The sequence below is a fragment of the Saccharopolyspora sp. NPDC049357 genome (assembly GCF_040677225.1).
Taxonomy (GTDB): domain Bacteria; phylum Actinomycetota; class Actinomycetes; order Mycobacteriales; family Pseudonocardiaceae; genus Saccharopolyspora.
In genome coordinates, this window is sequence record NZ_JBFAQJ010000002.1 from 15923 (window position 1) to 36258 (window position 20336).

Genomic DNA, 20336 nt, shown 5'->3' on the forward strand with positions numbered 1-20336 from the left:
TCCGGGGTCCGCGTGCGACGCTGGCGAGTACAACCATCCGCAACGACCCGGGGACCCGTTTCGGGCCTCGAGGGAAAAGGACGGTCAACGATGACTGCTGCCCACAACCAGGGCGAGACCGCGGCCCCGTACGGATCGGGACCGACCCGGCGCAAGGTGCGCATCCACCACCTCCAGCAGCTCAAGGAGCGCGGGGAGCCGTGGCCCATGCTCACCTCCTACGACATGTACAGCGCCCGCATCTTCGACCAGGCGGGCATCCCGGTCCTGCTGGTCGGTGACTCGGCGGCCAACAACGTCTTCGGCTACGAGACCTCGCTTCCGGTGACCGTCGACGAACTCCTGCCGCTCACCCGCGCCGTGACCGGCTCGGCCGAGCACGCGCTGGTGGTCGCCGACCTGCCGTTCGGCTCCTACCAGGCCTCTCCCCAGCAGGCGCTGGAGACCGCGACCCGCTTCATGAAGGAGGGCCGCGCGCACGCGGTGAAGCTGGAGGGCGGTCGCCGCTTCGCCCCGCAGATCGAGGCGCTGACCTCGTCGGGCATCCCGGTGATGGCCCACATCGGCTTCACCCCGCAGCACGAGCACGGCCTCGGCGGCTACCGCGTGCAGGCCCGCGGCGACCAGGCCGAGCAGCTGCTCGACGACGCCCTGGCCGTGCAGGAGGCCGGCGCGTTCTCGGTGGTGCTGGAGATGGTCACCGCCGAAGCCGCCAAGCGCGTCACCAACGAGCTGCGCATCCCCACCGTGGGCATCGGCGCCGGCCCGGACTGCGACGCCCAGGTCCTGGTCTGGACCGACATGGCAGGCATGAACACCGGCCGCACGGCCAAGTTCGTCAAGAAGTACGCCGACCTCGGCGGCATCCTCTCCGGCGCGGCCGAGCAGTTCGCCGAGGAGGTCAAGGGCCGCAACTTCCCCGGCCCGGAGCACTCGTTCCACTGACCCGCTGAAGCCGGGGCGTGCTCGGCACGCCCCGGCTCCCGGCCGTCAGCGCGCCCGGTGGGCGAGGACGTCCGCGTGGCAGGGCTTGGGGGCGCACCAGCAGCCCAGCGCCCTGCCCGAGAGCTCTCCTTCTCGGAGGCGTTCGAGGAGGTCCGGGCGGCCGTCGAGCCATTGCTCGTAGTGCCGGACCATGGCTTCGCGGTCGGCCTTGGCCTCGGAGACGAACGGGCTGGCGAAGTCCGACTGCGGCCACGAGTGCCTCGGGCCGGAATGTCCCACGTAGGTCACCAGGTCCTGTTCGAGGAGCCACGGGACCAGGTGCTTGTGCGGTCCGTCCTTGCGGACGTTGACCACCACCGCGTGCCCGTCGAGCAGGGCGTCCGCCCGCTCGCGCTCGTCATCGCTCCAACTGCTCGCTTCCTCCGGCAGCACGGACACCACCTCCGCCCACACCGTGCCATGGTCCCGCCACGCCCACTCAGAAATCGGGCTCCCAACTTCCACTGAAACCCGGAACCCCACTTTCCACCGAAATCGGGACCCCGACTTCCACTGAAACCCGGAACCCGACTTCCACTGAAACCCGGACCCCGACTTCCACTGAAACCCGGAACCCGACTTCCACTGAAATCCACTGAGATCCCGAAAGCCGGGCATCCCCGAGTCCCGAGTTCCACTGAAATCCGGTTCCCGAGTTCCACTGAAATCCGGTTCCCGAGTTCCACTGAAATCGGGACTTGGCTCGGGGTGGGCGGGATGGCGGTGGGTCAGACGTCGGTGATTCGGAGGCCTGCGTGGGCCTTGTAGCGGCGGTTGATGGCGATGAGGTTGGCCGTGAAGGCCTCGACCTGGTGGGCGTTGCGGAGGCGGCCTCCGTAGATGCCCCGGACGCCGGGGATGACGTCGGCGAGTTCGCGGACGGTGTCCGTGGCCTCGCGGTCGTCGCCCAGGACCAGGACGTCGAGGTCGACGTGGTCGACGGCGAGGTCGGCGAGGGTGACCGCGGAGACGTGGTGGAACGCCGCGGTGACGCGCGAGTCGGGCAGGATCCGCTCCGCTTGCTGGGCGGCGCTCCCCTCGTCGACCGGCAGCGCGTAGGGGCCCTTCTTGTCGAAGCCGAGCGGGTTCACGCAGTCGATGACGATCTTGCCCGCCAGCTCGGTCTGCAGGGACTTGAGCGTGTCGGCGTGGCCCTCCCACGGCAGTGCCGCCAGCACCAGGTCCGAGGCAGCCGCGCAGCCCGCGTTGTCGGCGCCGGTGACGTCGCCGCCCGCGATCTCCTTGATCTCATCGGCCGCCTGCTGAGCGCGCTCCGCGTTGCGGGACCCGATCACGACCTTCAGCCCGGCCTTGGCCCAGCGGATCGCCAGTCCCCGACCCTGAGCTCCGGTACCGCCCAACACTCCGACGGTCATCTCCCGCACGCCAGTCACCTTCACGGCCCCTCTCGTCGCCATCGACATTCACGATCCACAATCGACCCACTGGCCACGAGAATGCCACGAGGTGTGCGTCAGGCCACTTCGAACTCGACGTCGCGACGCTCCGGATCGGCGGTCACCAGCCGCACGCGAACCTGCTGGCCCTCGCCCAGTTCGCTGCCGGTGCAGCGGGCGATGATCGGCGGATCGGCGACGAAGACCTCACCCGCGACGCCGTTGGGCACCCGCAGCACCGTCGCCGGGAACTCCTCACCGACGCGCGAGACCAGCGACCAGGCCTGCGTCTGGGCGATGCAGGCCCGCTCGACCTGGGCGGCGACCCGGTCCGAGCCGCCCATCGCCGAGGGGAGTTCGCCCAGCGCCTCGGTGACCCACTCCGGGATCTCGCGCCCGGCCGTCACAGCCAGGCAGATCTCCGCGCAGTACCGGTCCACCAGGCGGCGGATCGGTGCGGTCACGTGCGCGTACGAGGCGCCGATGCCCGCGTGCCCGGACTTGGCGGGCGCGCCGGAGTCGAACGCCGTGTAGCCGGCGCCGCGCAGCAACCGGGTGGCGGCCACGTGCACCGCCAGCGCCTCCGGGCGCGCCGGGTCGAGCTCGGCGAGCGCTTCGGCCGCCGACAGGCCGACCGGCCAGTGCACCCCGAGCTGGTTCGCCGAGCGCCGCAGCACGTCGACGGTGGCGGAATCGGGTTCGGGCACCGTGCGCAGCACACCGACACCGGCCTCCAGCATGATCTCCGCCGCGCACATGCCGGTGAGCAGCGAGATCTCGGCGTTCCACTCCTCCACGACCAGCCTCGGCCGCAGCGCCAGCCGCCAGCCGCCCTCACCGTCGGATTCCACCTGCTGCTCGGGCAGCCCCAGCTCGATCGCGCCGCGCCGCAACGCCTGCTCGCGGCGCAACCTGCCGATCTCCGGCAGCAGTTCGATCGACGGGTGCGCGCAGCCGTGCGCGAGCGAGCGCTGCACGCCGTCGTAGTCCAAGCGGGCGACCGAGCGGACCAGCGCGCGGCGCACGTCCACCCGCTGCGGGGAGCCGTCGGGATCGAGGTCGATGGTCCACAGCACCGCCACGCGCACCTGGTCGGGCAGCAGGCTCGCGGCGTCCTCGCACAGCCGGGTCGGGTGCAGCGGAATGTTGCCGTCCGGCAGGTAGAGCGTCTGCCCCCGGCGCCGCGCCTCCAGGTCCAGCGCACCGCCGGGCGGGATGAACGCGGCGACGTCGGCGATGGCGTAGTGGACCCGGTATCCGCTGCCGCGGCGTCGCAGCAGCACCGCCTGGTCGAGGTCCTTGGCGCCCGGCGGGTCCACGGTCACCAGCGGCAGGTCGGTGGCGTCGTGGCGGAAACCGGTCTGCAGCGGCTGGGCGACGGTCTGCTCGACCTCGGCGAGACCGCTGATCGGGTAGTCGCGGGGCAGGTTCAGCTCACGCCGCACGGCGGCGAAGTCCAGACCCAACGGGTGCGCGGCAACGGGAGGAACAGCGTGGACGCCGTCCGGGGACCTCTCCGCCGCCGCCACGAGAACTCAGTCCTCTTCTTTCCAGCGGCGGTCGGCCTCATCGGCCGCCTCGTTGCGCTCCTCGGCTATCTCGAGCGCGCGAGCAGCGGTCTGCTGGTCCGAGTACGGGCCCAAGCGATCGGCGGCACGGCAGCCCGATTTGGGCTCGACCTGCCGATGCTTCAAACAGAAGTACCAACCTCCGCGGGCCATGCCCCGAGCCTCGCACGACATCGCCCGCCTGTCACGCGTCGCGCGCCGGTTCGACCGGGATGTCCGAACGGCCGTCACGACTCGTCACCAGGCCGGAGGTGGCGGCGGGGCCGCCGGGGGCTGGACGCCGCGCGGCGGGATCGGGTCGAGGCAGGACACCAGCACCTGGTGGTCCTCCGGGTTCTCGATCCGGCGTCCGTCGCGCATCCGGTACTCCAGCTCGCCGTCGTCGCCGACCTCAACGGTGCAGCCGACCTCGGCCAGCTGGTCGTCGTCGAGGTTGGCCAGCCGCTCGTAGCGGGACGGCACCACGCGGTAGACGGGCCACTGCACGTGCCCGAACGCCTGGTGGAACTCCGCGAGCAGGTTGCGCATCTGGTGCTGCCACGGAAGCGGCATCGCCTCGGCGAGCGAACGCGGTAACACCGCGTAACCCGACGAACTTCCGGGCGGAGACTGGTTCAGGTAGTCACCGAGCGGCGTGCTCGACGCGGGCGGACCGGTCGGCCGCGGGATCGGGTCCGGAGTGAACATGAGCAACCCTTTCCGGAGTTTCAGCAGGCCGACGCCATTCTTACCTAACGCGCGCCTCCGGCGGCGGGTACCGCGCCGGGCGGCGCGGGCGTGTCCGCTGCGGGCCGGACGACCGTCGGCAGCAGCTGCCCGCCGTCCCACAACTTCGTGACCTCCACTGATTCACCCGGTTGCGGTGCGTGCAGCAGCTGATCGTCGCCCAGGTAGAGCCCGACGTGGTGAATTCCGTTCGGATCGCGGCCGTAGCCCCAGAAGACGAGATCACCCGGTTGGGCCTGCGCCAGCGGCACGTGCACGCCGCCCTGGAAGTACTGGGTCTGCGAGTACTTCGGGATCTCGATGCCCGCCGCCTTCCACGCCTGCTGCGTCAGACCCGAGCAGTCGAACGACGCCGGGCCCGCCGCACCCCACACGTAGGGCTTGCCGAGCTGGGCCTTCGCGTACGACAGGGCCTGGCCGGCCAGCACGCTGGAACCGGGCAGGTCCTCGCAGCCGGAGATGCCGGGAACGTTGCCCTCGACGCTGACCAGGTGCGCCGCCATCGGCTCCCAGCGGTGGTAGCGCAGCGGGAACGCGGAGCGCTCGACGCGCTGCGCCGCGGTGCCGGGCCGCAGCTCCTCCCAGCCGGGAACGGCCAGCAGCACGTCGTAGAACTTGTTGACCTGGTAGTCGACGTCGGTGACCTGCGCGATCGTTCCCCAGCCCATCGAGGGCCGCATCTGGAAGATGCCCAGCGAGTCGCGGTCGCCGTGGGTCAGGTTGGCCAGGTTCGACTCGGTCTTGCCCGCCTGGATGGCGATCTGCCACGCGCGCGGCGGCAGGCCGCGCTGCTTGCCGACCTCGATGATGCGCTTGGCCAGCGCGACGGACTCCGGCTTGAGCGAGCCGGCGTCCTGCTCACCCCTCCCGGCGCCGTTGCCCCACGGTCCGAGGTTGGCGCTGCAGTTGGACCAGCCCTGGTTGCCGCCGCTGCTGCTGATCAGCATGGTCAGCGCACCGAGACCGATCATTCCGGCGAAACCCGCGAGCACGATGAAAGCGACCACGAGCTTGCGCATGCGCGTCAACCTTCCTTGTCGTACTGAGCCACCCGCCAACCGGCCGGGGTCCTGTTCACGGTCACGTTGAGCACCCCGATGTCGCTGGGCAGCCGGACGACCATCGAGCCCTCGGTCGAGCTCACCGCGGACGGCGCTCCGGTGATCACGTTGCCCGCGTTCACCGGATCGACGGTCGACAGCTCGGTGAGGAACTCGTCAGTGGTCAGCGGGCGCAGGCCGTTCAGCCACTGCTGGCGGTCGGCGCCGACCGGGTGGTTCACCCACGCCTCGCCCCACTTCTCCACGATCGCGACGCCCGCCGGGTCCGGCGCGGTCGGAGTGGGACCGGCCTGCGGCACGGAGATCGTCGGCGGTCGCTTGGTCGTGGGCACCACGGCGGAGCGCTGCGGCGGGAGCGTGTACTCGGTCGTCCGCCCACCCGCGGCCTCGTTGCGGCTCGGCGGTGGTTCGGGCAGCAGGAGTCCGACGACGGTGGCCGCCGCGCCCACCACGACCAGAGCGGCCGCCAGGTGCTTGGGCGAGCGCAGCGGCCAACCCCAGAACCTGCGGTACACCGCGGCTCGCCCGCGGTGCGTCCGGATCGGCATCAGCTCCCCCTCTTGTGGTCAGCCATCGGCCACTTCCAGTCCCCGGGACGGCCGGTAGATCACGTGCACCGGACGCCCCTGCACGACCTCGCGGTCGGCCAGGCGCGGCGAGTCGGCGCCGGCCGGTTGGTCCGACACCCGCTCCACCGTCGCCCGCGACGGGATCAACACCGGATCTTCGTCGTTCCCGTCCCACTTGGCATCCGCCACCGGGTTGGTATCGACCACTCGGCTGGCCGCGCGCATCTCCGGGACGCCCTGCGCGCCGCCCGGCCGACGCGGCGAACCGCCACCGGCGGGCAGCGCTCCGGCCGCCGCACCGCCCGAGCCGATGGAGCCCTGCGGCGCGGAGTCGTCGTCGCGGTCCAGCCGCTGGGCGACGGCCGGAAGCAACGCCTCCGGGCGCCTCCGGCGCGGCCGGTCGCCGTACTCGTCGTCGGTGTCGCTGTCGCGGACCTGCTCCCAGAACTCCCCGCCGGAGGGGGTCTCGCCCCGCCTGCCGAAGCGGGCGAAGATCCCGCCCTGCGCACGCGGCGCCGCGCGTCCGACCGTGCCCACCGACAGCTCGACCATCTGCGCGATCCGCCGGATCGGTCTGGCGATCATCAGGAACACGATGGTGATCAGCGCGGCCAGCAGGATCTGGGTGAGCGCCGAGAACCCGCGGGTCGGGTCGAAGATCCAGGTCAGGATCAGGGTGTGCAGACCGGCCAGCGCCGAGACCATCACGACGTTGAGCACCGCCGCACCCGCGACGCGACCGATCATCCGCAGGATCTGGTGGTAGACCAGCGCGATCAGGCCGATCAGCGGACCGGCCAGGATGAGCACCCGCAGCAGCACCTGCGCGAGCAGGATGGTGGCCTTGGCCAGCAGCTGGAACGAGGCGTAGGCCAGCGACTGCACGCTGCCCAGCACGCCCGCGCCGACGCGGCTGCCGTCGATGCCCTGGAAGTAGCCGTAGGCGCTGCCCATCTTGCCCGCGACGTCCTCGAACGCCTGCTTCTTGGGCTCCGGCGAACCGCCGTCCGCCCCGGCGTTGACCTCCTGCTTGGTCCACGCCTGGGCGCGCAGCAGTTCCCGGCCCAGCTGCTGGGCCTGCGGGGAGTCGGGCGAACCGAACTCGCCGCGCAGCCAGTTCCGGTAGATGACCTGGTCGTGCAGCAGCGTCGGCAGCGCGTTGGCCTCGTCGACGCCGACCTCGTGCAGGAAACCGGCCTGCACCGCGGAGGTCCCGGTGATCACGATCTCGTCGAGCGCGTGGGTGTAGACCAGCGGCGTCAGGTAGGTCGCCGAGGCGAACCACAACGCCGCCAGCGCCCACATGCCGCGCTTGCCGATGCTGGCCAGGTCGCCCTGCCAGATGTAGCGGAACAGCACGACCGCCAGCACCAGCGCGACGAGGCCGAACCAGGGCGCGAACACGCTGTCGTAGAGGGCGACCGTGCCGGTGGCGATCACCTCGTCCAGCGGGTCCATCAGGTCGCCGTTGAGCAGCGCGTAGTGCAGCCCGTTGGTGGCGCCCACCAGGTTCTTGGCGAGGTTGAACAGCTCGTTGCCGACCCAGGTGTCGACCAGCGCGTTCGGGTTGGTCACGCCCTGGGGGCCGCAGCCGAGGTCGTAGGTGTGCCAGATCAGACCGGCGTAGCCGACCTCGTCGTAGGCGCTGCCCGGGTTGCCCGCGCCCATCGGGGCCGGGTCCAGCGCGCCCACCATGCCGGAGCCGGGACGCTCCGGGTTCGGAGCCTCCTTGCAGTCCAGGCTCTGGCCCCAGGCCGGGGCCGCCATCAGCGACTGGATCGCCAGCAGGCCCGCGATCAGCAGGTAGGCCCTACGGCGACGGGACGTCAGCACTTCCGCCGAACGCGTCCGGCGATTGACCACCAGCACGGCGACCACCGCTGCGAGCGCAGCGGCGATCACCACGATGCTCACGACCGCGCCGCTCACCTCGCGTCGTCCCCACCCCGCTCGCCCGGCCGGCGGGTCGAGCTCTCGGTGCCGTCATCGAAACCGATGCCGACGCTTTCGAGTTCAAACTCGTCGAACGATTCGAAATCGTCCCCGTAGTCGTCCTCCGCCGGGTTCAGCGCGGACGTGCTGGAGTCGGAGTTCACGCCGTCGCCGTCCGGCGCGGAGCTCAGGGCCCGCGGTTCGGCGTCGGGTTCGGAGGCCGGTGTGGTGTCCAGCGAGTCGCGCAGGTGCTCCAGGTGCGGGCCGGAGAAGTCGATGCGGATCTTCTCCACGCCGCCCGCGCCGTCGCCGAAGATGAACTGGCGCGGCGCGCGGTCCCGCTGGGTGGCGTTGCGCGCCGGGCCGGGACGCCGTCCCAGCGCCGAGACGACCTGCTCGTAACCGGCGTCGACCGGCACCTTGAGCAGCCGCAGCGCGTCGGCCTGGGCCTGCTCGTCGTCGAGCCGACCGATGAACACCGAGTCCAGCAGCGACACGAAGCCCTGGATGCGCAGGAAGTCCGCCGGGATCTGGCTGGACAGCAGCACGCGCACGTTCCACTTCCGCGAGTCTCGGGCGAAGCGGTTCATCAGGACTCGACCGGTCGGCACCTCGGAGAGGAAGAACGCCTCGTCGATCCAGACGCCCTTGCGCTCGCCCTTGGGCCGCTCGTAGATCGACCGCTGGGTCAGCCAGGCCGCCAGGTTGAGCATCTCCACGCCCAGCGCCTCGGCGTCGGTCCAGTGCTCGCGGCCGACGCCGTCCTTGGGCAGCGTCAGGCCTGCCATGGTCAGCACCGTCAGCCGGTCGTCGCGGGTCTCGGAGTACGGGTCGGCGTTGCTCTCCGGGATGAGCAGCGCCATCCGCTCCCGGATCTCGTCGAGGAAGTCGGCGACGACCACCGCGTGCTCGTGGTGCTCGCTGGCGTCGCGGCGCAGCGCTTCGAAGACCATGCCCGGGTGCGCGTCGACCCGTCCGCCGACGGCGCGGACCGCGCGCAGCAGCACGATCCGGGTCTGCGGCAGCTTCGCGACCTCGTAGGGCAGCAGGCCGGTGAGCACGTCGAGCACCAGGCGGCGCCGGGTCGCGGCGGCCAGCGCGCGTTCCCGCCGCCAGCCGCGCTCCGGGTCCTCCTCGTCGACGAAGTGCTCCAGCTCCGGTTCGGCGACCACCCGGTACGGGTTGAGGATTCCGGGCTGGGCGTTGAGCAGGTTGATGTTGCGCGCGTAGGGCTTGAGCTCCGGCAGGTTGCACAGCTCCGAGAGCGGCCCCGACGGGTCCAGCAGCGTCCAGTGCGCGCCGGCCCGCAGCGTCTTGTAGACGATGCCGCCGCCGAGGAAGGACTTGCCGCCACCGAGCCCGGCGACCATCGCCGTCAGACCGGAGGCGTCGCGGACCTCCTGCGCCATCCACGGGTCCCAGGCGACGGGACGCCGGGTGGCGGTGCAGGTCTCGCCGAGCAGGATGCCGCGCCGGTCACCGACCTCGGCGGTCGCCTGCGGCACCGCGGAAGCCGCCCACACCACCGAGCCGCGGCGCAGGTAGGCGGTGTTGGCCAGCGGCTCGCCCGGGATGAACTCGCGCGCCATCGCGTACTGCGCCTCGGGGTGCTCGATGGCGACCTTCGGCTTGTACAGGTCGAGGATCTGCTGGGCCAGCCGCAGCGCGTCGCGCTCGGTGGGGCCGGACACCGACATCCGCCACCAGGACTTGACCCGGGTGGCCAGGGCGGTGAAGCCGGAGGTCATCTCGTCGTCGATCTCCAGCACCCGGCCCGCCTGCCGGGCCAGCGAGGTCGGCGGCTCCAGGCCGTGCTCCTCGGTGTAGTGCCGGACCTGGGAGCGGACCTTGTTCATCTGCCGCTGGAGCTCGCCGCCGACGTCCTCGGGACGCCGCACGTAGATCCGCGCCGACCACTCCACCGGAGCGGGCAGCCGGTCGGAGTGCTGCATCCACGGGTCGTCGATCTCCGGGATCTGCAGGCCGTGCGTCTGACCGACGGTGAGCACCGCGACGTGCCGGGTGACGCCGGCGTTGGAGCCGGTCCGGCCGCGCACGGTCACCGTCGGCGCGTACGGGTCCTGGTGCATGTCGGAGGCGTCGGTGAACGACGCGAGGTCCTCCGGTTCCCACGGCGCTCCGGGCACCGCGGGCAGGTTGCGCGGAGCCGGGAGGCCCAGCGAGCACGACCGGTGCATCAGCCAGGAGATCTCCTCGGCGGTCACCGGGCGGCCGTCCAGCCCGGCGGAGCCGATCACCTGGTCCAGGTGCTCGATCTCGCTGTCGAGCGCGACGAGCTCGGCGTCGACGGCTTCCGGGAAGACCTTGTGCAGCAGCGGGGCGGCGCGTTCCACCGCGCGGTCCACGACGTTGCGGGTCTGCACCTGGACTCCCAGGTAGACCTCCTTCTCCGCCATGGATCGGCCCATCAGCTGCTGCTGCTCGCCGACCATGTAGTCGTCGAAGGACAGCGCGCCGTCGGCGTCGGGAAGCGGGTTGCGCGCGTTGTGCACGTGCGCCTCGGCCCACATCCGGATCGGGTACGGGCGATTGGTCACCCGCAGGTGCAGCCAGCGTCCTTGCAGTTCCGCGTACTGGCCCGCGATGGCCGCGACGAGGTCCTGGCGCTGCGAGTCCGAGCGGAAGGACCAGCGCTGCGGGGAGAGCCGGTACCAGGCGAAGACGTCCTGGCCCGTTCGCAGCAGGTGCCCGTCGATGGTGCGCGCGGCGATCGACGGGGTGTAGGTCGGGATGGACTGCTCGTCACCCAGACCTCGCGCGCGCTTGCGCGGCTTGCCGTTGCCCTTGGCACCGCGGACCTTGCCGCTGGAACCGCGGGGTACCTGCTGCGGCTGCTGCTCACCGCCTCGACGGCGACCGAACACCGCGAACCTCCTTGCTACGCGTGCGCCTGCTTCCGACCTGCTGCCCGGTCCGGGTGGAGCGCGACTGCGCCTGCCGGGCTCGTTGCCTTCTGGCCTGCGACTGTCGCGGGGCCTGCCCCTGCCGCTGCTGTCCGCGGCGGGAGCGCTTGTCCTTGGGCACGGGACGACGCCGCCGGACCCGGACCCGGGCAGCGCTGGCCGCCCCGCCATTGGCCTGCGACTTCTCGCGGGGTGCTGTCAGCTCTCGCATCCACATGACCAGCACCGCGCCGAGCGGGCGCTCGTGACCGATCTTGGCGCAGATGAGCCTGGTCAACGCCACCGTGATGACCAGGGCCCAAGCCGTGGAGAAGAACCCGAAACCGATGTTCATCCGGCGTTCGATGGCCAGCACCAGCAGGAACACCACGGTGCCGACGCCCCACGCCACGTAGCGCGCACGCCAGGGGAAGGTCGCCTTCGGCGGGCCGAGCCAGATGGCGTCTACCCGGTAAACCTCGTCATCGGTGCGTATCCGCACTGGACATCACCCGTTGGTGCTGAAGAGCTGTGCGATGAAGGTGCCGATGTCGATTCCCGCGTTGGTGACCGCGATGCCGACGATGGCCAGGGCGACGAGCACACCACCGACACGGCGCATCACGCCGGCGTTGTCGCCCTTGCCACCACCGAGCCACAGCAGCAGGATCGCCACGGTCAGCAGCAGCAGCGGTAGCACGTTGTTCAGGATCCAACCGCGGATGCCGTCGGTGCCCAGCTGTGTCTGCTGAGCGAGTACGTCCAGGTGCGCCAGTGTTTCCAGCGGCATGGCGGTCATCTCTTTACCCCTGAGTACGCGGAGTGTCTGCGGGCCGGTACCTCAACGCGTCGCGGTGATCCGCAACGCGCAGATACGAGTAGAACATGACATGGTCACCAGAAGTAGTGGTTGCGAGCTCGGGTGTGGCGGGTTACAGCGCGACGGCGAATCGGACATCACGCGGTGAATAGGCCGTTCGAGCAAGCCACCACTGGCTGGTCATCGCGGAATAGGCGCCCGTTCGGCCGGTTTCGAGCCTGATCCTCGTGGCTGTTCACCCGCTTGCGAGCCCCTTCGTAACGCACCGTGAACATTCCGGTGGTCCAGTGGATTTCCGCACATCGCGCCAGGAAGCACCCGACTGGATCACTCGACGTGATCGCCGCACTCGAAAGAACGAGGTGATCTTGACGCGCATGAATCAGGGTAACGGCTCCCGCACGAAGAGTTCCCCCCAGGGCATGGGTTTCGACACCTAGACCAAAAGCACGAAAACCACTGCAACAAACAGACCAACAAGCAAGCCGACAGCCAACCACCGTCAGGCAAGCACCGAAGGCGCTTCCTCAGTACCCCACCTGAGCAACCCGCACCGCCGCGGGTTCTCAGACGTCGTCTGGGGAGGACAGCCGTAGCGCCGTGTATTGGCATACATCAGTCTCGGATCCCGGAGCCAGACGGCGTCTGAGGTTCCGCTACCCGCACCGCCACGCAGCAAGACCACTGAGCAGTTGATCAGTGAAACAGACCTCACCCGAGAACCAGCACGCCCAGGACCGGAAAGAGACGCCCCCGAAGACGCGAAAAAACGAAGAGAATGCGGAAGAGACGGTCTGTAAGCCGGATTCTGTTCCCGGTGGTCTTACGACCAGCCCGTTCGGTGACCATCCATCTAGGCCCGCCGTCGCCGACGAGCTCGTGCGGCCTACCCGCGAACCTCGGGCGAGCAACCCTCGAACGTCCGCGCAGGCGTCGGAACGCCCATCTTGGCCTTGCTCCAGGTGGGGTTTACCTAGCCACCTCGGTCACCCGAGGTGCTGGTGGTCTCTTACACCACCGTTTCACCCTTACCCGGCGCGAGCGCCGGGCGGTCTGCTTTCTGTGGCACTGTCCCGCGGGTTTCCCCGGGTTGCCGTTGGCAACCACCCTGCTCTGTGGAGTCCGGACTTTCCTCGACGGGTCGTGGCCCGCCGCGGTCACCCGACCGACTCTTCCGCACCGGCGATTTTACCGCCGTGCCCGCTCCCCGTTCCGGCCAGCCCGAGGTTCAGGCCCAGTGGGAGATGTCGTTGACCAGCCGGACCGAGGCGTTGCCGTCGGGGTAGAACTCCACGATGGACAGGGACGCCAGGTCCAGGTGCAGGCGGTAGAAGACCTGGGGTCCCACGTCCAGGCCCATGCGCAGCAGGGACTTGATCGGGGTGACGTGGCTGACGACGATGATCGTCTTGCCGGCGTAGCGCTCGACGAGGTCGTCGCGGGCGTCGGTGACCCGCTGGTGGACGGCCGCGAGGCTCTCGCCGCCGGGCGGCACGACGGCGGGATCGCCGATCCACTTCCGGTGCAGGTCGGCGTACGCGTCGGCGGCTTCGAGGAAGGTGAGGCCCTCCCACTCGCCGAAGTCGGTCTCGATCAGGCCGTCGTGGAACTCCAGCTCGCCGCCGGTGGCGTCGGCGACGGCCTGCGCGCTCTGCCGAGTCCGGGTCAGCGGTGAGGCGATGATGGGGGCGGTGCCGTCGGGGGTGACGACGCCGTCCATGGCGGCCAGGCGCTTGGCGGCGGCCCGGACCTGCCGCTCCCCCAGCTCGGTCAGCTCGACGTCGCCGCGACCGGAGTAGCGCTTGTCGACCGACATGGCGGTCTGGCCGTGCCGCAGCAGCAGCATCTTGGTGGGCGCGCCCCGCAGGTTCTGCCAGCCGGACGGGCGGGTGCGCGCCGAGGAGCTCTCGGTCTCGGTGACCTGCCCGGATTCGACGGTCTTGCCGTCCATCGCGTCGTTGGCGAGCTTGTCGGCGGCGGAGTTCTCGGCACGCGGGATCCACTCGTAGTCGACCCGCTCGAAGTCGGCGGCGAGCTCTCGCGCGACGGCGTTGAGCGGTTGGAGGTTGGCGTGCTTGACCTTCCAGCGCCCGGCCATCTGCTCGATGACCAGCTTGGAGTCCATCCGGACCGACACCTGCGAGGCACCGAGCTCGCGGGCGGCGCGGAGTCCGGCGATGAGCCCCTGGTACTCGGCGACGTTGTTGGTGGTCTCGCCGAGTCCGATGGCGCGTTCGGCGAGGACGGCGCGGGTGTCGGCGTCGAGCACGACCGCGCCGCAGCCGGCGGGGCCGGGGTTGCCGCGCGATCCGCCGTCGGCCTCGACGACGACTCTCACTTGTTCTCCCGGACCATGATCGCGCCGCATTCCTCGCACCGGACCACGTCGTCGGCGGCGGCTTCGCGGACCTCGTTGAGGGCGTGCCGGTCGAGTTCGATGCGGCAGGCCCCGCAGCGGGCGCCCTGCAGCAGTCCGACGCCGATCCCGCGCTGGGCGCGGACCCGCTCGTAGAGGGCCACGAGGTCGTCCGGGAGGGATTTGGTGATGAGGTCGCGCTCGTTCTGCCTGCGGGTCTCGGCGACCTCGAGCTCGCTGAGCGCCTCGTCACGGCGGGATTGGATGTCGCCGAGCCGCTGCTCAGCGTCGCTGACGGCCTCGCGGGACTTGGTCACGTTGGTCTCCAGCGCTTCGCGCTGCTCCATGACCTCCAGCTGCTCGTCCTCGAGCACGGCCTGCCTGCGGGCGAGGGTCTGCAGCTCGTGCTCCAGCTCCTCCTGCTGCTTGGCGGGTCCGCCTGCGGCCATCAGGTCGCGGTCGCGGGTCTCGCGCTTGCGGACGTTGTCGACCTCGGTCTCCAGCCGCTTGACCTCGCGGTCGAGGTCGTTGAACGCGGTCTGGGCGACCACCAGCTCGTCGCGCTTGGTCTGGACCTCCCGCTCGGCGTCACCGATCTGCTCGAGTTCCGGCAACGTGCGCCTGCGGTGCGCGACGCGGTTGATCTCCGCGTCGGCTTCCGCGAGATCGAGCAGCCGTCGTTGTACGGCGGGGTCGGCTTTCACGCGAGCGCCCTCCCTGGGTCTGGTGTCGCACCGGCGTGCACGGTCCACGGGTCGGTGCGTCGGGTGGATACGAGGACTTCGACTGTATCCGGCAGCGCGGCGGACACGAGGTCCGCGGCCTGCTGGCACCATGGCCATTCGCTGGCCCAGTGCGCCACGTCGACCAGGGCCGGCACGGAGGTGCCGGGCACGTCGGCTCGGGCGAGGTGCTCGCCCGCGGGGTGGTGGCGCAGGTCGGCGGTGACGTAGGCGTCGACACCGGCTTCGGCGGCGGTGGCCAGGAACGAGTCGCCGGCTCCGCCGCAGACGGCGACGCGGCGGATCTCGCGGTCCGGATCACCGGCGCCGCGCACGCCCCACGCGGTGGTGGGCAGGCCGTCGGCGACGCGGCGGACGAAGGCGCGGAACGGTTCGGGCCGGGCGAGTTCGCCGATGCGGCCCAGGCCGGTGTCGGCTCCGGGCGCGGTGGGCACCAGCGGCCGCGTCGCGGTCAGGCCGAGCGCACCGGCCAGCGAGTCGGACACGCCGGGGTTGGCCTTGTCGGCGTTGGTGTGGGCGCAGTAGAGGCCGATGCCGGAGCGGATCAGCCGGTGCACCACGCGTCCCTTGTGGTCGTCGGCCGGGACTCCGTGCACCCCGCGCAGCAGCAGCGGGTGGTGCGAGACCAGCAGCTGCGCGCCGAAGTCGATGGCCTCGTCCACCGTGGCCTCGATCGGGTCGACGCAGAACAGCACGCGCTGCACCACCGAGTCGGGATCCCCGCAGACCAGGCCGACGGCGTCCCAGTCCTCGGCCAGCCCGGTGGGGTACGCCTTCTCCAGCGCGCCGATCACGTCCCGAATACGCACCGTTTCACTCACGTCCCACTGCATCTCGAAAAGCCTTGACCAACAACGAGTTCTGCTCCGGCTCGCGCACCGCGACCCGGAGGTGATCGGTGTCGAGGCCGGGGAATGTGTCTCCCCTGCGCACCGCGACGCCGCGGTCCCGCAGCGCCTCCCGCACCCGCTGCCCGTCCGGCACCCGCAGCAGCAGGAACGGCGCCTCGGCCGTGCGCACCACGTCGATGCCGGGCAGATCGGCGAGTTCGGCCAGCAGCCCCGCCCGGTGCTCGGTGAACTCGGCCGCCGCGCGCTGCGATTCGTCGATCGCGTGCGGTTCGCAGCAGGCGCGCACCGCGGTCAGCACCAGCGAGTTGACCGGCCAGTGGGGACGGTTCCGGCCGAGCTCGGCGAGCAGTTCCGGTGCGCCGAGCGCGTAGCCGGCGCGCAGGCCGGGCAGCCCCCACATCTTGGTGAGGCTGCGCAGCACCAGCAGTCCCGGTTCGGAGAGTTGCGCGAGGGATTCGCGTTCGCCGGGCACGGTGTCGATGAACGCCTCGTCGACGACCACGATCCGGCCGGGCCGCAGCAGTTTCCGGATCTCGTCGGCCGGGTGCAGCACCGAGGTCGGATTGGTGGGGTTGCCGAGCACGACCATGTCCGCCTCGTCGGGGACCTGGTCGGCGTGCAGCCGGTAGCCGTCGGCGGGGTCGAGGACGACGCGCTCGATGTCGACCCCGGCGTTGCGCAGGGCCAGTTCGGGTTCGGTGAACGAGGGGTGGATCAGCGCGGCCAGCTTCGGGCGCAGCGCGGGCAGCAGCGCGAACCCCTCGGCGGCTCCCGCCAGCACCACGACCTCGTCGGGGCGCCGGTCGTGCCTGGTGGCGACGGCTCGGCGAGCGGCTTCGTCGGCTGCGGCCGAGGGGTAGGAACCGAGGTCGTCGAGGGCTTCGGCGAGGCGAGCGCGCAGCCACTCCGGTGGCCGCTCCAGCCGCACGTTGACGGCGAAGTCGGCGAGTCCGCGCGCCGCGTCCACATCGCCGTGGTGGCGCAGTAGTTCTCGATCGTCCCCGCTCATCGGGGGCAGTTTAAACGTGCTCGTCGGAACGCTTCAGAGCACGGGGCGCGCTCGTCCGTACCCTCGGGGCGTGCATGTGTCTTTTATCTGTACGGGCAACATCTGCCGATCACCGATGGCGGCGCTGATCTTCGCCGAGGAACTGCTCCGGGCCGGACTGGACTCGCAGGTCGAGGTCTCCAGCGCGGGCACCGGTCCGTGGCACGTCGGCGAGCCCGCCGATCCGCGCACCGAGAAGGTGCTGGCCGCCCACGACTACCCCACCGATCACGTCGCCGCGCAGATCGACGAGCGGCACCTGGGCGCCGACCTGCTCGTCGCGATGGACGAGGGGCACCTGCGCGCGGTGCGCAGGCTGGCCGGTGATCCGGACCGGGTGCGGCTGCTGCGCTCCTTCGACCCGGACGCGGACGGGACCGAGGTGCCCGATCCTTACTACGGCGGGCCCAACGGGTTCGACGACGTGCTGGCGATGGTGGAGGCCGCGATGCCGGGGCTGATGGCGTGGGTGCGGGAGCGGATGTGATCGCCGAGGAGGTCTCCCGGATCACCGGGCGCGGCGTCGCCGAGACCCGGCGGCTGTCGGGCGGGGACACCGCGGCGGCGTTCGCGGTGCGCCTCGACGACGGCACCGAGGTGTTCGCCAAGTCCACCTCCCCGTCGATGCCCGGCGCGGCCGAGGCGGAGGCGGCCTCGCTGCGGTGGCTCGCCGAGCCCGGTGTCGTCGCGGTGCCCGAGGTCTTCGGCGACGGCGCGAACTGCCTGGTCACCGAGCACGTCCCCGCCTCGTCACCGACGGCGCGGGCGGCCGAGGAGCTGGGTCGGGGCCTGGCCCGGTTGCACTCCTCCGGGGCTCCGGCGTTCGGGAGCCCGCCTCCCGGCGGCCCCGCCGACGCCTGGATCGGGCTGGCGCCGATGCGCAACGAGCCCGAGGACGACTGGCCGACGTTCTACGCGCGGCACCGCGTCCAGCCCTACGTCCGCCGCGCGGTCGACGAGGGGGCGCTGAGCTCGGAGTCGGCGAGGGTGCTCGACCAGGTCTGCGAGGACATCGCCGAGCTCGCCGGCCCCGCCGAGCCGCCGTCGCGGCTGCACGGGGACCTGTGGAGCGGGAACGTGCACTGGGGCTCGGAGCGGGCCTGGCTGATCGATCCCGCGGCGCACGGCGGTCACCGCGAGACCGACCTCGCGATGCTGCACCTGTTCGGGTGCCCGCACCTGGAGCGCGTCGTCGCCGCCTACGAGGAGGTCAGCCCGCTGGCCGAGGGGTGGCGGGACCGGATCGCGCTGCACCAGCTGTTCCCGCTGCTGGTGCACGCGGTGCTCTTCGGCTCGGGCTACGGCGGTCAGGCCGCCCGGTCCGCTCGGCGGGCGCTGGCGACGCGGTCACACTGAGACGGGGTCTCAGACTCTCCCCTGGCAGCGCCGCCTACCGTGTGGGTGTGCGTCTCAAGTTCTTGCTGCGGCCCGGGTGGCTGGGTGCGATCGCGCTGGTGGTGGTGTTCGCCGCGTTGTGCTTCACGACTCTCGCGCCGTGGCAGTTCGGGCGCAGCGAGGAAACCGAGATCCGCAACCAGGCCATCGCGGAGTCCTTCCACGCCTCGCCGAAGCCGCTGAACGAGGTGCTGCCCGCCGGTCGCGCGCCCGACGTCACCACCGAGTGGTCGCAGGTGCTGCTGACCGGCCAGTACCTGCACTCGGCCGAGACGCTGGCCTGGCAGCGCACGGTGCTCGGCGAGCCCGCGTTCGAGGTGCTCACCCCGTTCCGGCTGGACGACGGGACGACGGTGCTGGTCGATCGGGGCTTCGTGCGACCGGTCGACGGCACCCGGGCGCCCGACTACGCCGCCGCGCCTTCGGGTCCGGTGACGATCACGGCGCGGATCCGGGGCGACGAGACCGACAGCAAGCAGCGTCCGCTGTTCGACCACGACGGGCACCGCTGGGCCTACGCGGTCAACGCCGGGACGATCTCCCAGGGCACCGGCGTCCCGCTGCGCCCGGGCTACGTCGCCCTCGCCGAGGGCCAGCCGGGTGTGCTCGGCGCGCTGCCGCTGCCCCGGCTGGAGTCGGGGCCGTACTTCTCCTACGCCCTGCAGTGGATCGCCTTCGGCATCATGGCGATCATCGCGATCGGCTACCTCATCTACACCGAGCTCCGGCCCGAGGCGGCCCCCGCGTGGCGCCGGGACGCCGAGGAGGGAGCCTCCGGCGACGGGGACGACGGCGCCGAACCCGGTTCCACCGCGCGCTCCCGCGAGGGCGGGTCGCGCTACGCGGGGTCCCACACCTCGACCCGGAAGCGCCGCCGCAAGCTCTCGGTGGCGGAGGCCATCGCCGAGGACGAGCGCCGCGAAGCCGAATCCCTCGACAAGCCCACCGACTGACCGCTGCCGCGGGCCACGTCGACGCGTTGACAACGGGCGACCACGGCCCCGGCGACGCGCCCGGGTGCGGTGGGGTCAGCGCTCGCGGCGGAGGACGGCGGCGGTGGCTGCGACCGCTCCGGTGACCGTGCCGATCAAGCGGGAGAGCTCGACGCTGCGCGTCACGTCGCCGGCGTCCGCCGTGCGACCCTCGCCCATGATCGGGCGCTGCTCCGTGACGTGGCCGTAGATGGTGCGTCCACCGAGGCGGATCTCCAGGGCACCGGCGAAGGCCGCCTCGATCTGCCCGGCGTTCGGGCTCGGGTGGGCCGCCGCGTCGCGGCGCCAGGTGCGCCAGGCACCGCCACCGGATCCGCCGACCACGGGTGCGCACACCGCGGTGAGCGCGGCGGCGAAGCGGGACGGCACCAGGTTCAGCAGGTCGTCCAGACGAGCCGACGCCCACCCGAACTCGCGGTAGCGCGGCGATTTGTGACCGACCATCGCGTCGAGCGTGTTGGCCGCGCGGTAGGCCATCAGCCCGGGAATCCCTGCGACGGCACCCCACACCAGCGGGGCCACGACGGCGTCCGAGGTGTTCTCGGCGATGGACTCGACGGTGGCGCGGGCCAGGCCCTGCCCGTCGAGGACGGCGGCGTCGCGCCCGCAGAGGTGGCCGAGCCGGTCGCGCGCGGCGTCGATCTCACCGGCGTCGAGCAGCCGCGCCATGGCGGTCCCCTCATCGGCCAGCGACGTGCCGCCCAGCACCGCCCAGGTGACCACCCCGGTCGCGGCCGCCTCCAGCACGGGGCTGCGGCGGGCGGCGCGCTGCACCAGGGCTCCGAGCACGGCGGTACCGCCGACGAGCACACCGGTGTGGACGACGCCCGCGGAGCGGCGGTCCTGGTAGAGCGCCTTCTCCACGGTCTGCGCCACGCGTCCGAACAGCGCGACCGGATGTCCGCGCCGGGGGTCGCCCAACGCCGCGTCCGCCGCCACGCCGAGCAGCAGCCCGACCGCTCGTCCCGCGCTCACCGGCACCTCCAGCACC

20 protein-coding genes and 1 other RNA gene are annotated in these 20336 nt (G+C 71.4%); 4 read left to right on the forward strand and 17 right to left on the reverse strand.

Annotated elements, in window-relative coordinates:
- The first annotated feature begins 90 nt into the window (after positions 1 to 90).
- Positions 91 to 945, forward strand: a complete 855-nt coding sequence (gene panB / locus AB0J91_RS01690; RefSeq protein ID WP_363789302.1) for a 3-methyl-2-oxobutanoate hydroxymethyltransferase — start codon at positions 91 to 93, stop codon at positions 943 to 945.
- Positions 946 to 990: 45 nt separating this feature from the next.
- Here the strand turns inward: panB and AB0J91_RS01695 are convergent, their stop codons facing one another.
- From AB0J91_RS01695 to cobC, 16 genes are all read right to left on the reverse strand, one after another.
- Positions 991 to 1398, reverse strand: coding sequence for a DUF4326 domain-containing protein (locus AB0J91_RS01695; protein WP_363863052.1), 408 nt, complete (start codon positions 1396 to 1398; stop codon positions 991 to 993).
- 314 nt (positions 1399 to 1712) lie between these two features.
- Positions 1713 to 2378 carry an NADPH-dependent F420 reductase gene (npdG, locus tag AB0J91_RS01700; RefSeq protein WP_363789335.1) on the reverse strand — a complete coding sequence of 222 codons (666 nt, stop codon included), beginning with the start codon at positions 2376 to 2378 and terminating at the stop codon, positions 1713 to 1715.
- Positions 2379 to 2458: 80 nt separating this feature from the next.
- Positions 2459 to 3847, reverse strand: coding sequence for an RNB domain-containing ribonuclease (locus AB0J91_RS01705; protein WP_363863645.1), 1389 nt, complete (start codon positions 3845 to 3847; stop codon positions 2459 to 2461).
- 69 nt (positions 3848 to 3916) lie between these two features.
- The gene (locus tag AB0J91_RS01710) at positions 3917 to 4102 is read right to left on the reverse strand and encodes a hypothetical protein (protein ID WP_363789300.1); all 186 of its coding nucleotides are present in this window, start codon (positions 4100 to 4102) and stop codon (positions 3917 to 3919) included.
- A gap of 84 nt (positions 4103 to 4186) precedes the next feature.
- Positions 4187 to 4636, reverse strand: a complete 450-nt coding sequence (locus tag AB0J91_RS01715; protein WP_210971255.1) for a hypothetical protein — start codon at positions 4634 to 4636, stop codon at positions 4187 to 4189.
- 44 nt (positions 4637 to 4680) lie between these two features.
- Positions 4681 to 5694 (reverse strand): C40 family peptidase, encoded by a 1014-nt coding sequence (locus AB0J91_RS01720; RefSeq protein ID WP_363789299.1) that lies wholly within the window; start codon positions 5692 to 5694, stop codon positions 4681 to 4683.
- Positions 5695 to 5699: 5 nt separating this feature from the next.
- Positions 5700 to 6284: a hypothetical protein gene (locus tag AB0J91_RS01725; protein WP_363789298.1), complete on the reverse strand. Its 585-nt coding sequence runs from the start codon at positions 6282 to 6284 to the stop codon at positions 5700 to 5702.
- An 18-nt stretch (positions 6285 to 6302) separates the two neighbouring features.
- Positions 6303 to 8219, reverse strand: coding sequence for a hypothetical protein (locus AB0J91_RS01730; RefSeq protein WP_363863055.1), 1917 nt, complete (start codon positions 8217 to 8219; stop codon positions 6303 to 6305).
- An 11-nt stretch (positions 8220 to 8230) separates the two neighbouring features.
- Positions 8231 to 11008, reverse strand: a complete 2778-nt coding sequence (locus tag AB0J91_RS01735) for an ATP-binding protein (protein ID WP_363863648.1) — start codon at positions 11006 to 11008, stop codon at positions 8231 to 8233.
- A gap of 88 nt (positions 11009 to 11096) precedes the next feature.
- Positions 11097 to 11642 carry a hypothetical protein gene (locus tag AB0J91_RS01740; protein WP_363789296.1) on the reverse strand — a complete coding sequence of 182 codons (546 nt, stop codon included), beginning with the start codon at positions 11640 to 11642 and terminating at the stop codon, positions 11097 to 11099.
- Positions 11643 to 11648: 6 nt separating this feature from the next.
- Positions 11649 to 11939 (reverse strand): hypothetical protein, encoded by a 291-nt coding sequence (locus AB0J91_RS01745; RefSeq protein ID WP_132626116.1) that lies wholly within the window; start codon positions 11937 to 11939, stop codon positions 11649 to 11651.
- Positions 11940 to 12741: 802 nt separating this feature from the next.
- An RNA gene (gene rnpB, locus AB0J91_RS01750) (RNase P RNA component class A) lies at positions 12742 to 13133 on the reverse strand.
- Between the two features lie 55 nt (positions 13134 to 13188).
- The gene (locus tag AB0J91_RS01755) at positions 13189 to 14298 is read right to left on the reverse strand and encodes a bifunctional RNase H/acid phosphatase (protein WP_363863058.1); all 1110 of its coding nucleotides are present in this window, start codon (positions 14296 to 14298) and stop codon (positions 13189 to 13191) included.
- Positions 14295 to 15020: a C4-type zinc ribbon domain-containing protein gene (locus AB0J91_RS01760; protein ID WP_363789294.1), complete on the reverse strand. Its 726-nt coding sequence runs from the start codon at positions 15018 to 15020 to the stop codon at positions 14295 to 14297. Before AB0J91_RS01760 ends, AB0J91_RS01755 begins: the two co-directional genes overlap by 4 nt.
- On the reverse strand, positions 15017 to 15880 hold the full coding sequence (locus AB0J91_RS01765; RefSeq protein WP_363863061.1) for a Nif3-like dinuclear metal center hexameric protein: 864 nt from the start codon (positions 15878 to 15880) through the stop codon (positions 15017 to 15019). The genes AB0J91_RS01760 and AB0J91_RS01765 overlap by 4 nt, the downstream gene beginning before the upstream one ends.
- On the reverse strand, positions 15873 to 16919 hold the full coding sequence (gene cobC / locus AB0J91_RS01770; RefSeq protein ID WP_363863064.1) for an Rv2231c family pyridoxal phosphate-dependent protein CobC: 1047 nt from the start codon (positions 16917 to 16919) through the stop codon (positions 15873 to 15875). The genes AB0J91_RS01765 and cobC overlap by 8 nt, the downstream gene beginning before the upstream one ends.
- A gap of 70 nt (positions 16920 to 16989) precedes the next feature.
- Here cobC and AB0J91_RS01775 point away from each other — a divergent pair, with 70 nt between their 5' ends.
- The 3 genes from AB0J91_RS01775 to AB0J91_RS01785 are packed head-to-tail and all read left to right on the forward strand — an operon-like array spanning position 16990 to position 19306.
- Positions 16990 to 17445 carry a low molecular weight protein-tyrosine-phosphatase gene (locus AB0J91_RS01775; RefSeq protein WP_363863067.1) on the forward strand — a complete coding sequence of 152 codons (456 nt, stop codon included), beginning with the start codon at positions 16990 to 16992 and terminating at the stop codon, positions 17443 to 17445.
- Positions 17445 to 18314, forward strand: a complete 870-nt coding sequence (locus AB0J91_RS01780) for a fructosamine kinase family protein (protein ID WP_363863651.1) — start codon at positions 17445 to 17447, stop codon at positions 18312 to 18314. Before AB0J91_RS01775 ends, AB0J91_RS01780 begins: the two co-directional genes overlap by 1 nt.
- 47 nt (positions 18315 to 18361) lie before the next feature.
- Positions 18362 to 19306: an SURF1 family protein gene (locus tag AB0J91_RS01785; RefSeq protein WP_363863070.1), complete on the forward strand. Its 945-nt coding sequence runs from the start codon at positions 18362 to 18364 to the stop codon at positions 19304 to 19306.
- A gap of 75 nt (positions 19307 to 19381) precedes the next feature.
- On the opposite strand, the gene AB0J91_RS01790 is transcribed toward AB0J91_RS01785, so the two are convergent.
- On the reverse strand, positions 19382 to 20320 hold the full coding sequence (locus AB0J91_RS01790; RefSeq protein WP_363863073.1) for a cobalamin biosynthesis protein: 939 nt from the start codon (positions 20318 to 20320) through the stop codon (positions 19382 to 19384).
- Positions 20321 to 20336: the final 16 nt, after the last annotated feature.

Excerpts from the sequence above, each read along its gene's own strand:
- panB (WP_363789302.1), top strand. The coding sequence starts at position 91 with ATGACTGCTGCCCACAACCAGGGCGAGACCGCGGCCCCGTACGGATCG.
- AB0J91_RS01710 (WP_363789300.1), bottom strand. The coding sequence starts at position 4,102 with ATGGCCCGCGGAGGTTGGTACTTCTGTTTGAAGCATCGGCAGGTCGAG.
- AB0J91_RS01715 (WP_210971255.1), bottom strand. The coding sequence starts at position 4,636 with ATGTTCACTCCGGACCCGATCCCGCGGCCGACCGGTCCGCCCGCGTCG.
- AB0J91_RS01720 (WP_363789299.1), bottom strand. The coding sequence starts at position 5,694 with ATGCGCAAGCTCGTGGTCGCTTTCATCGTGCTCGCGGGTTTCGCCGGA.
- AB0J91_RS01725 (WP_363789298.1), bottom strand. The coding sequence starts at position 6,284 with ATGCCGATCCGGACGCACCGCGGGCGAGCCGCGGTGTACCGCAGGTTC.
- AB0J91_RS01745 (WP_132626116.1), bottom strand. The coding sequence starts at position 11,939 with ATGACCGCCATGCCGCTGGAAACACTGGCGCACCTGGACGTACTCGCT.
- cobC (WP_363863064.1), bottom strand. The coding sequence starts at position 16,919 with ATGAGCGGGGACGATCGAGAACTACTGCGCCACCACGGCGATGTGGAC.